The sequence below is a fragment of the Sneathiella sp. D3-11 genome, assembly GCF_055809395.1.
In genome coordinates this window covers 682,280-696,640 of sequence record NZ_CM147911.1, presented here as the reverse complement: position 1 = coordinate 696,640, position 14,361 = coordinate 682,280, and the positions used below count along the sequence as shown (strand labels likewise).

The following is a 14,361-nucleotide window of genomic DNA, read 5'->3' as shown; positions in this document are numbered from 1 at the left end:
AGTTAAAGATGTCACCTGAAGTTGAGACAGAGGCGCTGACGCGGCGGGGGTTGATGCTGGTACTGTCCTCTCCATCGGGAGCTGGGAAAACCACCATTTCCCGCGCGCTGCTGGAAGAGGATGAGGGGCTGGTCATGTCCGTCTCTGCGACCACTCGCGCGCGCCGTCCCGGCGAAGATGAGGGCCGGGACTATTATTTTGTCGAGCCTGTCGATTTCAACCTGATGATTAATCGCGACGAACTCTTGGAATACGCAAAGGTGTTTAACCATTATTATGGCACGCCGCGCGCTCCTGTTGAGAAGGCTCTGTCAGAGGGGCATGACATCCTGTTCGATATCGACTGGCAGGGCACGCAGCAGCTCGCCCAGAAATCAGGCGATGATCTGGTGAGCATTTTCATCCTGCCGCCGTCCACCGCCGCGCTGGAAAAGCGGCTCAAGACCCGGGCGCAGGACTCTGCGGAAGTGATTGCACAGCGGATGTCCAAGGCATCGGAAGAGATCAGTCATTGGCGGGAGTATGACTATGTGGTCGTCAATAAGGATGTCGATCAATGCCTTGCCGAGGTGAAGGCGATCTTGAAGGCGGAACGGCTCCGCACCCAGCGCCGGGCGGGCCTCATCGATTTCGTCAGTCGCCTGCGCGAGGGTTACTGATCGGCGTAGACCCGCGCCAGCGCGCAGAATTCCTCCACGGTGAGTTCCTCAGCCCGGCGGGTCGGGGTGATCCCGGCTTTTTCCAGCATGTCTTCCGTCGGCTTGCCGAGGGGTTTGAGGCTGGCGCGCAGCATCTTGCGGCGCTGACCAAAGGCGGCGGCCACCACCTTCTCCAATATCTTTTGGTCGGCGGGGAAGGCGGGCGTGTCACGCGGGCGCAAGGTGACGACGGTGCTGGTCACCTTCGGAGGTGGAGTGAAGGCACGCGGCGAGATATCAAACTCCCGCTTTGTCTCGCACAGCCATTGGCAGAGGATGCTGAGGCGACCATAGGCCTTTGTACTTGGCACCGCCGTGATACGGTCGGAGACTTCCTTTTGGAACATTAAGGTGAGACTTGAGAACCGATCCCGTTTTCCCAGCCATTTGATCAGCAGCGGCGTCGCCACATTATAGGGCAGGTTGGCAATGATCTTCGCCTTGCCGTCAAACAGTGCGGTCTCTTCAATTTCCAATGCATCGTCATTCACCACTTCCAGACGGCCGGGATAGGCGTTTGAGATATCGGCCAAGGCGGGGAGGCAGCGGGTATCCTTCTCGATGGCGATGAGGCGTTTTGCGCCCGCGTCCAATATGGCGCGGGTCAGGCCGCCGGGGCCGGGACCAATCTCGATCACCGTCTTTCCCTCTAGTTTCCCGGCGCAGCGGGCAATGCGTCCGGTGAGATTGAGGTCGAGCAGGAAATTCTGCCCGAGTGATTTCTCCGCATTGAGGCCATATCGCGCGATCACTTCACGCAGCGGGGGAGGGCGTCGCCCTCAGTCATTATTTTTGTCGGTCATCGCCGCCGCCATATGCATTGCCGCGATCAGGCTTGCCGGATTTGCAAGGCCTTTGCCGGCGATATCCTCCGCGGTGCCATGGTCGGGCGAGGTGCGGATGAAGGACAGGCCAAGCGTGACATTGACCCCGCCATCGAAATCGAGGGTCTTGATCGGGATCAGCGCCTGATCATGATACATGCAGATCGCCGCGTCATATTTTTCCCTCGCTGCTGCATGGAACATGCTGTCCGCCGCATAAGGCCCGGTAATATTCATCCCGTTCGTGCAGAGCTTATCTATCAGGGGGCGGAGAAGCATTTCCTCCTCGTCTCCGATGCTGCCATCCTCCCCTGCATGGGGGTTTAGCCCGGCAATCGCAAGGCGCGGATTTTCAAGCCCGAAACGACTTTTTAGGTCCGCATGGGTGGTTTCGATCACACGGGTGAGCAGATCGGCGCTTAGCTTCGCGGGCACCTCCCGGATCGGGATATGGACTGTCGCGGGCACGACTTTCAGCTTCGGACAGGCGAGCATCATCACCGACTGGCCCGGCCGCTCATCAAGTGCGGCGAGATATTCCGTATGGCCCGGATGGGTAAAGCCTGCCTCATACAGTCGCTTTTTATGGATCGGGTTGGTGACGAGGGCATGGACTTGCCGGTTCCTGCAAAGCTCGGTGCCGAGGCGAATGGCCTCAATCGTTTGCTCCGCGTCATTGAGTGTCGGATCAAGCGGGAGGAGCGGGAGTGCACCCGAAAAAACGCCGCGCGCTTCCTCCGGTGATGTGATCTCGGCCAGCGGCACTTTAGGCTCGAACGTTTCAAGCTGCGCCGCGATAACCTCCCGTCCGCCGATCAGGAAAAAGGGCGAGAGCCGTTCTTCCTTGCGGAGAGACCAGGCTTTCGCCGTAACCTCGATGCCGATCCCGTTGGGGTCGCCCATGGTGACGGCAAGGAGAGGCACATCGGTCATGATCTCACCGTCGCGCGCCTAGCGGGTCTCAATGGTCGCGGCATTATGGATATCCTGCAGATAGCCGCGTGCCCGGTTCTCGGCCCGGCGGATCAGGATTTCCTTTCGGATCTCGTTGGGGTCGTTGCTGCGTGCCTGCGGATCATCGCGGTCACAAACAACGAAAATGCGATAAAGATCTTCGTCCTGATAAGGTTCACTGACATCCCCTGTATCCATGTCTTTCAGGATTTCCTTGATATGATCCGGCATGTCACCGAGGCGCAAGCGACCGATATTCCCGCTATCAGAACTGTTCAATTCCGTCAGCAGATCAGGGAGCTGCTCGCATCCTTCGATCACGTTGCTGATGGCGGAGGCGAGATTTTTCTGCGTTGCGGCGTCCGAATTTTCTCCGCTGCCAGCCGGAACGACGATTTGCGTGATATCGAAGGTCACGTCATCAGGGTCGGTATCCAGAATTTTGCGGGATTGCTGTACCAGCAGGATATAATATCCATCGGTCGTGCGTATCGGATCAGAGACTTCCCCCGGGCGTAAGCTGGGAAGAACAGCTGCAATTTCTGGTGGGACTTCATCTTCCAGCACCCATCCGATCGACCCCCCGGAGGCGGCTGTTGCGCCCTGACTGATCTGAGCGGCGGCGCGCTGAAACGAGGCGCCGGACCGAAGCTGAGAAACAAGGTCGGCAACCGCATTGCGGACCTGAGTTTCGGGCGTGTTGGACTCAACAGGCAGATATATCTCGCTGAGCAGATATTCGCTCTTGCCCTTGTTATTTTCCAGCCGCTGTTGCACGGACTCCACTTCCTCATCCGAAATGGTAATGCGGGTCATGATCCGTTCCTGGATTACCCGGTTCCATGTCAGGTTGGCGCGAACCTGCGCCAGAATGGTCTCGATATCAACATTGCCCTGCTGGAGCATCCGGTCTATCTGGCCCGGTTCCATGCCATTGTTTTTCTCAAGGAAAGAAATCGCTTCAAACACCTGTTCATCGCTAACGGAAATATTGAACCGCGCGGCTTCCTGCATCTTCAACCGGTCGTCAATCAGCCGCGCCACGGTCGGGTTGATGAGCTGCTGGCGGGTTTCTTGTGTGTCGGGAAAGCCGGAGAGCAAAATTGTAAGCGCAATTCGCTGGTTCAGGTCATAGCCGGAAATGATCTCGTCATTAACGATAGCGACAATTTTCTGCACATCCTGCGCCAGAACTGTCGTCATGACAAACAACATAGCCATGCCTGCGAGCAGGGAGCTTTTCAACATTTGACGGATTAGCATTCTTAAAAATCTTTACGTGTTCTTACAAAAATATTCCGCCACTTTATGCAGCTAGGACATAGAATAACCTGTTCCGACCCTAGTTGAAAGGCAGCAGTCTGAATTTGACGCTGACCCGGGTTTCCGGCTCGACATCCCGGTCACGTGTGAAAGAACGTTTTGCTTCCAGTGCAAACCCGAAACATTCATCCAGATATTCAAAACCGAGTGTCCCGTCAATGGAATTACCGCTGTTGACGAGATTGCGCCGATAGCTGCCATAAACGCTCCAGAAATCGGCGACTTTTGTCTTGCCTTCGACATAGATTTCCTCGCGTTTGTCCTGTGTCAGACCATTGGGATCATCGCGCAGGTAAACATAGCCAAGGTTGAACCAGTTGTCCGTTGTGCCCAACGCCATGGTCACCTCGTTCCGGGCAAGATAGAGGCTGTCATGATCGAGACGTACACGGTTCACGAATTGCAGATAATCGGCGGGGCGGATTTCAAGACGGGCGACATAATCTGAGAACTGATCTTCCAGACCGGTGCCGTTGGCAAAGCCGGTGTTGTCGCTGAAATTATAGCTCTGCCCGAACAGGAAGGTGGTGTACCCACCGGAGGCCCCATAGACCCCCATGTTGATGCCGTAGTTAACACGGCCACCGGTTTCTACTTCGTCGAGACCAGCATAACGGTTGGAGCCGAACAGGTTGGTATCGTCAAATTCAAAGCTGAGGCTATCCTCGTTCGGGGTGTCTTTATCCCCAATTACATCGGACCAGACTGCCTCGACAATTGGTTCGACCAGTTGGCGAATGGAGCCGGACTGGCGGACAAAGGGATAGCGCCATTCAATTGAGGCGGAGGGGACAACGCGGCCATAGAAGTCATTCTGGTCCGTCGCGCTGGAGGGATCATCCGGATTGGCGAGGATATCATGAGCATAATAAAGATCACCGCGGAGCGACGTATCGAAGGTGATGACCATGGCCGTTCGCCGTGGTGTAGGGAACGTGATATCCGCCCTCCAGCGAGAAGCGGTCAGTGTCTTGCCCATCGGTCCGGTATATCGCAAGGGCATCGGCATCGGCGCTGAACCGGCCACCAAAGGAATTAGGCTCACCAACATAGGAATAGTTCCACCAGGCGGGCACAACCGGGGTCTCGCCCGAGACATCTTCTTCAGTCAGCCCCTGAAAACTATAGGCGCTAAGGAGCGAGAAATTTCGGCCCCGTTGTCCTTGCAGATAGACGGTGGAGGTCAAGGTGTCATTATCGCTGATGTCGTATTTATCGAGATAGGTATCGTTAGTCGTACGGAAAACATCGAAGCCCCAAATCCAGGCATCATCAATTTTGAACTGGCCGTCGCCGCGAATATGTCCCTGAAACTCGTCATCCCCGGTCTCAATATTGTTATCGTCCACTTCCTCGACATAGGTGAGGGAGCCGTCAATCTTGAAGTTGCCGCTCTCGACCGCCTGACGATATTCCGCCGCCATCTGCAACCCTTCCTTGGTGGTCAGTGTCGGCGTAACGGTCAGGTCTTTGTCTTCGGAAATGACATAGTAATAGGGAATGCTGATGCCATAGCCGAGGGTGGATGAATCAAACACTGTGGGCGCGAGGAAGCCGCTCTCGCGATCGACTGTCGGATCGGGATGCGAGAAATAGGGGGTATAGGCAATCGGTACGCCGAAGAATTCCAGAAAAGCGTTGCGATAGGTGATGGTTTTTTCCGACCGGTCATGAATAACCTTTTCGGATTTGATCTGCCAGATCGGCGCGCGCTCCGGATCCTCGCGGCAGGGCTCACAGCTTGTAAAAACAGCCTTTGTCATGACTGTTCGGTTTTCATTCTCACGCACCGCGTCATGGGCGGCGAGGCGGGAATTATCGGTGAAGAGGAGCTTGAAATCCCGGATCGCCCCGGTTTTGAGTTCGTTCTCAAGCTCCATATTATCCGCAAACAGGACGTTGCCCGTCGGGTCCACCAGAACGACATTCCCGTCTGCCCGGACCGTATCAGTGGCAATGTCATAAATCAGTCTGTCGGATTTCAAAATGCGATCACCCTGCACAATCTCGACGTTGCCGGTGGCTTCGACCCGTTGCTCGGCGTTGAAATACGTCACCTCATCCGCGCTGAGGAGGGCTTCCTTGGAAAGATCGAGCTCGTCCGACGGCGCTTCCTGCCCGACGGCGACGCTGATCGGGGCGGGTAGCAGCAGAAGCGCTGCAAGGGAAAGAGGCATCATCCGCCGCATTTTCTAGCCATCCTCCAGGTGAAACATCATGGCCAGCCCGAACAAGGTGATGGCCACGGCGGGAATCCAGGCGGAGAAAATGATTGGCAGACTCCCCGACAATCCCAACGCATAGATAATATCCGTCATGAAATAAAATACAAAGCCGGTGGTAATGCCGCCGAGCACCATCAGCACGGTGCGACCCTGCCGCAAGGTACGCAACGAGAAGGTCGCGGCGACCAGCACCATGGCCAGCATCAGGATCGGTCCCGCCATCAGGCTGTACCAATGCAGACGGTGGCGATCACCAGAAAAACCGGCGAGTTCCAATGTCTCGATAAAACCGGGGAGGTCCCAGAACGAGAGCGTCGCCGGGGAGGCAAAGCTTTCCTGAATTTGCAGGACCGTAAGTGTTGTCGGCAGTTCCAGTTTGTCGCGCCGCTCCGCCGGTTTGTTGGGGCCGGTGATCACGACATTATCGAGTTCCCAGTATCCCGGATGGAGCCGTGCCTGATCGGCATCGATCCGGCCGGTAAACTGGTCTTCTGGGTCATATTCGAAAATGATGACGTCCGTCAGGTCGAGACCGCGGTTGATGGCTCCGCGCGCATGAATGACCGACAAGCCGTCCTCGTCCAACTGCCTGAGCCAGAGATCGTTGGTGGAGAGGGTCAGCAGGTTCGATTTCGTCTCGAAATACTTCGCCTCCATCCGGTCGTTACGGGCTTGCATCTCGGCGGCGATGGGATTGATCACGGTCAGGACCAGCAAACCGACGATGAAGGCAATGAAGAGGGAGGGGAAGAGAAACTGCCAGACGGACACCCCGGTTGCGCGGATGACGGTGAGTTCGCTGGATTTCGACAGACGGAAGAAGGTCAGCATACCTCCGAACAGCGCGATAAAAGGCAGCAGTTTCAGCGCCAATGTCGGAATGCGCAGCAGCACCATCTCCAGCAGGATGAAGATCGTGATATCGCCGCGATCACCGCCCCGGCGCAATGCCTCGATAAAATCGGCGAGGAACACAATAGTCATCAGCAGGCCGAAAATAACGGCGACATTCTTGATGAACTGCTTGGCAAGGTAGATGGAAAGCGTTTCAGGTAACAACATCAACCGGGCTCCCCACTGGGCAAGCTATCCGGCGGCGCTTTGCTGTCAAGGAATGGCACCCGCCCGCCGCTGGCGAGATAGGCCGCCCCGAGCGAGACAATAACGGGGAGCAAATAGAGGGTGGTTGTGACCAGTACCGGCTGCACGGTCGCCCGGAACAGCGCCATCGCCCCGATCAACAGCAGCACCCCGACAGCGGCGGCAATGGTCATGCGTGTCGCCCGGCCCCGGCGGGTAAATTCCCCGCCCATCACCCCGGCAAGCGCAATCATGACAAGCGCCACTGCATAGAGTGGCAGCACGATGCGCTGGTTAAGTTCCGCCGTCAGCTTGTGCATTTCCTGCGTAACTCGCTCACTGTCTTCCGGTTTAACCAGCTCCCAGATATAGCGATGTTCCGGCGAGAGCCAGCGGGCGCCGCTCTTCTTCTCGAACTGGCTGATATCGAGGGTATATTGATCGAAATAGAGCAGGCTGAGCTTGGCATCCTCTTTCGAGACTTCCTGCAAGTTCCCGGCGTTCATGATAAAACGCGGACCTTCCTCGGTCTTCACGAAGGCCCCGCGCTCGGCCATATAGGTCACGGGTTTTTCCGGTACCCGCTCGTCATGCACCAGAATACCCAGCATCTCGCCCGCAGGTGTTTTTTCACGGATATAGACGGTTACGCCATCGGTGAGGGTGTTGAACACGCCCTCGCGCAGCACCACAGCGGCAAGGCTGTCCTGCCAGGCAACCCGCAGTTCAGTCACTGTCCGGTTGCCGTAGGGCACAAGGATAAACCCAAGAAAATACATCACCAGCGCAACAATCAGCGCGAGATAAATCGCGGGCTTTATGAGTGCCGATTTGCTGAGGCCCGCCGCCCACATCACGATCAATTCGCTGTCTGAATACAGCTTATTAAAGGCGAACAGGGTTCCGAAGAAAAGGCCGAGCAGCAAGGTGTAACGGAGGATCTCCGGCAGCAGCAGCAGCGAGAGATAGAGGAAGGTCGAAACCGGCAAACCGTTAATCAGCTTTTCGACGAACTTGAGCGACTGAGACAGCCAAATCACCCCGGTCAACGAAAAGGTTATGAAGAGCATGGGAACGGCCAATTGCTTCATAATATAACGGTTAATATTTTTCATGGGGGGAGTATAGCGATAGTTTTGCTTGTTGCCAGTCAGGAAAGGACGCGCTATGAAAAATATTACGCATACATAGTTGATGACGCTCGGTATTGCTGAGTCAAATTCTAAAAACAATAGGAATTTTCCATGAAGTTCGCATTTTCTGAAATCTCCCTCCCCAAACGCGGGTCACTCGCCGTCGCGATTTATGCCGACAATGCCTTCTCCCCAACGGCAGAGGATGTGGACAAGAAAACAGGCGGCGCGCTCACCCGGGCGCTGGAAACCAGCCGGTTCAAGGGCAAGAAAGGCGACTTTCTGGAAATCATGGCACCGAACGGTCTGGAAGTTTCCCGCGTGATCCTGTTCGGCCTTGGCGAGGTGGAAAAGCTGGGTCAGACCGATATGGAAGCATTGGGCGGATCGCTGGTGAAGCGTCTGAACACGTCCGGCGCACGGAGTGTGACGGTCATCCTTGATGAGTTGAACGCCGATGAGATCAAGACGAACGAGGCGGCGGCCTCTGTCGCGGCGGGCGCAATGATGGGTTCCTATCGGTTCCAGAAATACAAGACCGATATCGATGACGCGAAGGAGCCGACGCTCACGCGAATGACTGTGTCCTGCAAGGGCTCGGCGACCGCGCGTAAAGCCTTCGCCGATCAGGAAGCGCTGGTCGAGGGGGTCTTTCTCACCCGCGATCTGGTGAGCGAGCCGGCGAACACGCTCTATCCGCAAAGCTTCGCCGATCGCTGCCTTGAGCTTACCGACATGGGCGTTCATGTGGAAATTCTCGATGAGGCGAAGATGGAGCGGCTCGGCATGGGCGCGCTGCTCGGTGTGGGGCAGGGCTCCCGCCGCGACAGCCGCATGGTCATCATGCAGTGGAATGGCGCAACCGGCAAGAAAGCCAACCGCAAGCCGCTCGCCTTCGTCGGCAAGGGTGTTTGCTTTGATACTGGCGGCATCTCGCTGAAACCCGGCCCCGGCATGGAAGAAATGAAGTGGGATATGGGCGGCGCGGGCACGGTCACCGGCCTGATGAAGGCGCTGGCGGGTCGTAAGGCCAAGGTCAACGTGGTCGGTGTCATCGGCCTCGTCGAGAATATGCCAGACGGCAATGCTCAGCGGCCGGGCGATATCGTCACCTCCATGTCCGGGCAGACGATCGAGATTTTGAACACCGACGCGGAGGGCCGCCTCGTGCTTGCCGATGCGCTCTGGTACACGCAGGACCGGTTCAAGCCGGAATTCATGGTTGATCTTGCGACGCTGACCGGCGCCATCATCATCGCGCTCGGCCATGAAAACGCCGGGTTGTTCTCCAACAGTGACGAGCTTTCCGAGCAGATTTTTGAGGCCGGCAAGGCCGTGGGCGAGGGGTCTGGCGCTTTCCTCTATCCGACGCCTATGCCAAACAGACGAAATCGCCGATTGCGGATTTGCAGAATATCGGTACCGGCGGGCGCGGCGCGGGCTCCATCGTCGCCGCCGAGTTCCTGCAAAAATTCGTCAACGACGTGCCGTGGGTCCATCTCGATATCGCCGGCATGGCCTGGTCGAAGGCCGACAAGCCGACGGTGCCAAAGGGCGGCACGGGCTATGGCGTCCGCCTGCTCGACAAGTTCGTGCGGGATAATTACGAGGGCAAATAGAGCTCCGTGACCGAGGTCAGCTTCTATCACCTGCAATCGGACCCGATCGAGCGGGCGCTCCCGCGTCTGCTCGAAAAGGTGACGGAGCGCGGCTTTCGTGTGATTGTGCGCGGGGTGACGGAGGAACGGCTGGAGATACTGGATGAGAGCCTCTGGACCTACCGGGGCGAGAGTTTCCTGCCCCATGCGCGCGACGAGTCCGGCCTCGATCCCGCGGCGCAGCCGATCCTGCTCACCCTCTCGGGCGAGGGGAATGCCAATGCCGCCACCGTCCTCGTCCTGACCGAGGATGCCGCGGCGGACGACCTCACAAAATTTGAGCGTTGCCTCTATATGTTCGACGGCAATGACGAGTTCGCGCTAACGGCGGCCCGCACCCGCTGGAAAGCCTTCAAGGAGGGCGACATTCCTGTCAGCTACTATCAGCAGACAGAGGCGGGGTGGGAGAAAAAGGCGTGAGGGGGCATTGATGACATGATAGAGCCGCTTAAAAATTCCACTCCCATCATTTCAAGCACGAACTTACTCTGAGCCTGCCATAAGCGCCGTTTCTGGCAGCCTTTGGCAGGATCATGATCGCCTAATCAATCGTCCGTCGGTACCGAATGGGGCAACTGGCGCGTACTACCGGCGAGAATCTCTGCCATCAGCGTCTGAGCATCGGGTTTCTGATACTTTACAAACGGTTCCTTGGCGTCCGGAGCATGGCACATGCCGATCGCTTTCCAATAGTCGGCGACCGTGCATTCCTGCAGCCACCCGTCAAAGCACATAGTTGTTCCCTGCGGGTAATACCCGCCCTGATATAGGCATGCAGCGGATGCCGGACCCGCCGCCAACCCGGAAAGCACAATTGCGACAGCAGCTACCTTTTGCATCGTCCGTATCTCCCGTAAATATAGTTACATCTAATTTGATATTTCTCATATGCTCTTCTAATAATATTCAAACATAGGTCAACTCAGGCACTGATGGAAGCACTTTCGCTCTGCGGCCATCCGACAGCTTCCTGCCCCTTGGGTGCGCCACCGAGGGCGTTGACGCGAGCGCGCAGCGGAAATTCTCCCCCTCCCACCATTTCAAGCACGAACTCGTCCTCTTCGCCTTCTTCGCCTATTTCGAGCTTATTTCCTCACTGGGGATTAAGGGACAGATTTAGGGGGAGTGAGGGGGTAAAGGCCAGCGTCTGGAGGCGGAGACGGGCCTGCATTACAACTACTTCCGCGACTATGATCCCACGACAGGCCGCTACCTGCAATCCGACCCCATCGGCCTTAAAGGCGGTATCAATACCTACGGCTACGTCAGCGGTAATCCGGTGAATTATGTCGATCCGACGGGGGAAATTCCGGTACCTGTTGTCCTTGGATTGGTCGGGGCCGGATCAAACCTGGCGGTTCAGCTCTATATCAACGATGGCAATTGGGATTGCGTAAACTGGTATGATGTTGCCTACTGGGGAGCTTTCGGAGCGACTGTGGGTATTTCTGGAGTTGCAGCAGAACTATATAACGTGAGTTATGCGGCGGCCGTCAATCGCACGCATAAAATGTACCAGTCCATCAAGAAAACGACTGAACAGCCAAATGCGGAAAAGGCTCCTGATTTTGTCGTTTCTTCGGATGGAACAGCGTTTCCAGTTCCAAAAGGCGCTAGAGGGCCAAAGCCAAGTTTTAATAAAAGCGGAGATTTGACGGGCATTAAATATACTGGTGGCAAAGATGGCTCAAATGGGCAGGTGGAAACAATGCGAATAATGAACCCGACGCCAGCACGAGGACGAAGCCCCGGATATCCAAAAGGCTATGTTAAATATGCCAACAAGCAAGGACAAGGCGTCGACCCTTACACGGGCAGAACGCTTCCAAATAAATCTGTTCATTTTCCAATTAATTAGGAGAATATTATTATCATGGCGCACTTACCGATTTTGGAAAACCTGACGGTGAAAAAAACTTTAAAAATTCACGATTACATTCAGATATATTTCACAGATGATGGAATTCTTAATATTTACAATAATTATAGTACTCAAGGAGGTGATTTGACTTCGTTGCAAGGCGCAAAAATTAAGTCTGCTGAAGAGCTTGCTGATAGAATTCGATTATTATTTGACAATGGGTGTGAGTTGTCAGTTGGCATGAATGACAACGATTATGTCGGACCGGAAGCTATGGAATTTATTGAAAATAAAAGTAAGGATTCGGTTGTCTGGAATTAGACGGTAGTTAAATAATCACGTTTTATGGAAGTCATTCTAAATAGACTATGTTGGTGGATGCGATCTGGTTTGAGGTGATCGACGATCTGCCCTCGGTGTTTGCGGATTCCATTAAGCTGGTCACCAACGATGGGGAGGATGTTGCTTATGTCCATGCCGATCATCTGGGCGCGCCGCAGAAGATGACGGATGCGGACCGGAGCCTTGTCTGGGATGCGAGCTTCTTGCCCTTCGGCGAGGAGGACAGCCTTATCGGCTCCGCCGCCAACGATAACCGCCCTCAAGCCGCGCCTTCTGCCTCAAGTTCTTCGGTGAGGGCGAGCCATTTTTCCTCGGTTTGGGCGAGGTCTGATTTCAGGCGGCCGATCTGGTCGGTGAGTTTGGCCTGATGCGCCGGGCCCTTGTCGTAGGTGGCGGGGTCGGCGAGTTCGGCTTCGAGCTTTTTCTGCTGCGTGTTCAGCTCCTGCATCGCCTTTTCAAGGCGGGTAACTTCTTTTCGCTTCGGCGCGAGGGCGGCACGGGCAGCGGCGCGCGCCTTTCGCGCCTCTTTCCCGGATAGCTTCGGCTGGCCCGGCGCGGTGTCATTCTTGCGGCCGTTGCTGCCACCGCGCGCGGCGTCGAGCACTTCCTTCTTGTAATCCTCGATATCGCCATCATAGGCATGCACGCCGCCATCCTTCACCAGCCAGAGCCGGTCGGCGACGAGGCTGACGAGATGCGGGTCATGGCTGATGAGCAGGACCGCGCCCTCATATTCATTGAGGCCCTGGATCAGCGCCTCCCGACTATCGACGTCAAGATGGTTGGTCGGCTCGTCGAGGATAAGCAGATGCGGCTTTTCCTCCGCGATCAGGCAGAAGTTGAGCCGTGCCTTCTCGCCGCCCGAAAGCTGCTTTACCGCGGTGTCGGTCTTCTGACGCGAAAAGCCGAACTGGCCGAGACGGGCGCGCACCTTTGACTCTTGCGCATTCTCCATCTTCGCGGCGAGATGCTGGTAGGCGGTCTCATTCTCATGCATTTCGTCGAGCTGATGCTGCGCGAAGAAGCCGATTTTCAGCTTGTTCGATTTCTGCATAATCCCGGTTTCGGGTTGCAGCCGGTTGGCGAGCAATTTCGCGAAGGTCGACTTGCCGTTGCCGTTGGAGCCCAGCAGCGCGATGCGGTCATCCATGTCGATGCGCAGGTCAAGGCCGCGCAGGACTGGCTTTCCGGGCTCATAACCGACGGCGCAATGCTCCATCGTGATAATGGGGGAGGAAAGTGGCTCCGGCGCGTGGAAGGTCAGGCTTGCCGTATGTTCATCGACAATGCCGACGACGGGCTTCATCTTCTCCAGCATCTTCACGCGGCTCTGCGCCTGTCGTGCCTTTGACGCCTTGGCGCGGAAGCGATCAACAAAGCTCTGCAGGTGCTTGCGCTGCGTTTCCTGCTTGCGGGCCATGCCGGCGAGGAGCTCCATCTGCTCGCGGCGGGTTTTCTCGAAGAAGTCGTAGTTGCCGGTATATTTAACGAGCTTCATCTGGTCGAGATGGGCAATCTCCGTCACCACGTTATTGAGCAAGTCCTTGTCATGACTGATGATGACGAGGGTGCGCTGATACCCGCGGAGGAAATTCTCCAGCCACAGGGTGGCCTCCAAATCGAGATAGTTGCTCGGCTCATCAAGGAGGAGCAGGTCGGGTTCCGCAAACAGCGTGCCCGCGAGCGCGACACGCGTCCGCCAACCGCCGGAGAAGGAGGAGCAGGAGCGCTGCTGCGCCTCATGATCGAAGCCAAGGCCAGCGAGGATTTTTGCCGCCCGTGCCTCCGCCGTGTGGGCGTCGATATCGGCAAGGCGGGTGTGGATCTCGGCGATGCGCATGCCATCGGTGGCGGTCTCCGCCTCCTTCATCAGGCGCGCCCGCTCGACATCGGCGGCGAGTACGGCCTCGATCAGGCTTTCCGGACCGCCCGGCGCTTCCTGCGGCAGGACACCAAGGCGCGCACCATTGCGCAGCTCTATCGTGCCGCCATCCTGCTGGATTTCATGGGTGATCATCTTGAGCAGCGTTGACTTGCCGGTGCCGTTGCGTCCGATCAGGCCAAATTTATGCCCGACCGGAATATGCAGCGAGGCATTTTCCAGCAGTGTACGTCCGGCGATGCGGTATGTCAGATCTTTGATTTGAAGCATGGGGCACTCTCTAACAGAAAGCGCGCCCGCCCGAAAGCCGGAAAATCGCCTATAGACGCGAATTCGGAGCGTTCTTCTTGACATGCAGGTAAATACCTGCATATTATTCAT

15 protein-coding genes and 2 pseudogenes are annotated in these 14,361 nt (G+C 56.4%); 7 read left to right on the top strand and 10 right to left on the bottom strand.

Annotated elements, in window-relative coordinates; genetic code table 11:
- Window positions 1-8 precede the first annotated feature (8 nt).
- The gene (gmk, locus tag AC0L73_RS03640; protein WP_227950225.1) at window positions 9-659 is read left to right on the top strand and encodes a guanylate kinase; all 651 of its coding nucleotides are present in this window, start codon (window positions 9-11) and stop codon (window positions 657-659) included.
- Here gmk and rsmA read toward each other — a convergent pair.
- The 7 genes from rsmA to lptF form a co-directional block, all read right to left on the bottom strand.
- Window positions 653-1,459, bottom strand: coding sequence for a 16S rRNA (adenine(1518)-N(6)/adenine(1519)-N(6))-dimethyltransferase RsmA (gene rsmA, locus AC0L73_RS03635; RefSeq protein WP_473655410.1), 807 nt, complete (start codon window positions 1,457-1,459; stop codon window positions 653-655). The two genes, gmk and rsmA, sit on opposite strands and share 7 nt — an antisense overlap.
- Window positions 1,460-1,477: 18 nt before the next feature.
- A complete protein-coding gene (pdxA, locus tag AC0L73_RS03630; protein ID WP_227950227.1) occupies window positions 1,478-2,455 on the bottom strand; it encodes a 4-hydroxythreonine-4-phosphate dehydrogenase PdxA in 978 nt (325 codons plus the stop codon).
- An 18-nt stretch (window positions 2,456-2,473) separates the two neighbouring features.
- On the bottom strand, window positions 2,474-3,739 hold the full coding sequence (locus AC0L73_RS03625; RefSeq protein WP_227950228.1) for a peptidylprolyl isomerase: 1,266 nt from the start codon (window positions 3,737-3,739) through the stop codon (window positions 2,474-2,476).
- A 79-nt stretch (window positions 3,740-3,818) separates the two neighbouring features.
- Window positions 3,819-4,709, bottom strand: coding sequence for an LPS-assembly protein LptD (locus tag AC0L73_RS03620; RefSeq protein WP_473654896.1), 891 nt, complete (start codon window positions 4,707-4,709; stop codon window positions 3,819-3,821).
- The gene (locus AC0L73_RS03615; protein ID WP_473654895.1) at window positions 4,675-5,988 is read right to left on the bottom strand and encodes an LPS-assembly protein LptD; all 1,314 of its coding nucleotides are present in this window, start codon (window positions 5,986-5,988) and stop codon (window positions 4,675-4,677) included. The genes AC0L73_RS03620 and AC0L73_RS03615 overlap by 35 nt, the downstream gene beginning before the upstream one ends.
- Window positions 5,989-5,991: 3 nt before the next feature.
- A complete protein-coding gene (lptG, locus tag AC0L73_RS03610) occupies window positions 5,992-7,086 on the bottom strand; it encodes an LPS export ABC transporter permease LptG (protein ID WP_473654894.1) in 1,095 nt (364 codons plus the stop codon).
- On the bottom strand, window positions 7,086-8,219 hold the full coding sequence (lptF, locus tag AC0L73_RS03605; RefSeq protein ID WP_227950232.1) for an LPS export ABC transporter permease LptF: 1,134 nt from the start codon (window positions 8,217-8,219) through the stop codon (window positions 7,086-7,088). The genes lptG and lptF overlap by 1 nt, the downstream gene beginning before the upstream one ends.
- Before the next feature lie 129 nt (window positions 8,220-8,348).
- Here lptF and AC0L73_RS03600 point away from each other — a divergent pair.
- Both AC0L73_RS03600 and AC0L73_RS03595 read left to right on the top strand, forming a co-directional pair.
- Window positions 8,349-9,856: pseudogene (locus AC0L73_RS03600) on the top strand (leucyl aminopeptidase).
- Between the two features lie 6 nt (window positions 9,857-9,862).
- Window positions 9,863-10,315, top strand: coding sequence for a DNA polymerase III subunit chi (locus AC0L73_RS03595; RefSeq protein WP_473654893.1), 453 nt, complete (start codon window positions 9,863-9,865; stop codon window positions 10,313-10,315).
- 125 nt (window positions 10,316-10,440) lie between these two features.
- Here the strand turns inward: AC0L73_RS03595 and AC0L73_RS03590 are convergent, their stop codons facing one another.
- The gene (locus AC0L73_RS03590; protein WP_227950238.1) at window positions 10,441-10,734 is read right to left on the bottom strand and encodes a hypothetical protein; all 294 of its coding nucleotides are present in this window, start codon (window positions 10,732-10,734) and stop codon (window positions 10,441-10,443) included.
- An 83-nt stretch (window positions 10,735-10,817) separates the two neighbouring features.
- A complete protein-coding gene (locus AC0L73_RS03585; RefSeq protein WP_473654892.1) occupies window positions 10,818-10,943 on the bottom strand; it encodes a hypothetical protein in 126 nt (41 codons plus the stop codon).
- Window positions 10,944-11,042: 99 nt separating this feature from the next.
- Here AC0L73_RS03585 and AC0L73_RS03580 point away from each other — a divergent pair.
- From AC0L73_RS03580 to AC0L73_RS03565, 4 genes and pseudogenes are all read left to right on the top strand, one after another.
- Window positions 11,043-11,186: pseudogene (locus tag AC0L73_RS03580) on the top strand (RHS repeat-associated core domain-containing protein); the annotation flags it as partial.
- A gap of 147 nt (window positions 11,187-11,333) precedes the next feature.
- Window positions 11,334-11,753 (top strand): hypothetical protein, encoded by a 420-nt coding sequence (locus AC0L73_RS03575; protein ID WP_473654891.1) that lies wholly within the window; start codon window positions 11,334-11,336, stop codon window positions 11,751-11,753.
- A gap of 15 nt (window positions 11,754-11,768) precedes the next feature.
- Window positions 11,769-12,077, top strand: coding sequence for a hypothetical protein (locus tag AC0L73_RS03570; RefSeq protein ID WP_473654890.1), 309 nt, complete (start codon window positions 11,769-11,771; stop codon window positions 12,075-12,077).
- Between the two features lie 53 nt (window positions 12,078-12,130).
- Window positions 12,131-12,466 carry an RHS domain-containing protein gene (locus AC0L73_RS03565; RefSeq protein WP_473654889.1) on the top strand — a complete coding sequence of 112 codons (336 nt, stop codon included), beginning with the start codon at window positions 12,131-12,133 and terminating at the stop codon, window positions 12,464-12,466.
- On the opposite strand, the gene AC0L73_RS03560 is transcribed toward AC0L73_RS03565, so the two are convergent.
- Complete coding sequence (locus AC0L73_RS03560; RefSeq protein ID WP_473654888.1) at window positions 12,358-14,250, bottom strand: ABC-F family ATP-binding cassette domain-containing protein; 1,893 nt, start codon at window positions 14,248-14,250, stop codon at window positions 12,358-12,360. The genes AC0L73_RS03565 and AC0L73_RS03560 overlap by 109 nt on opposite strands.
- Window positions 14,251-14,361 lie beyond the last annotated feature (111 nt).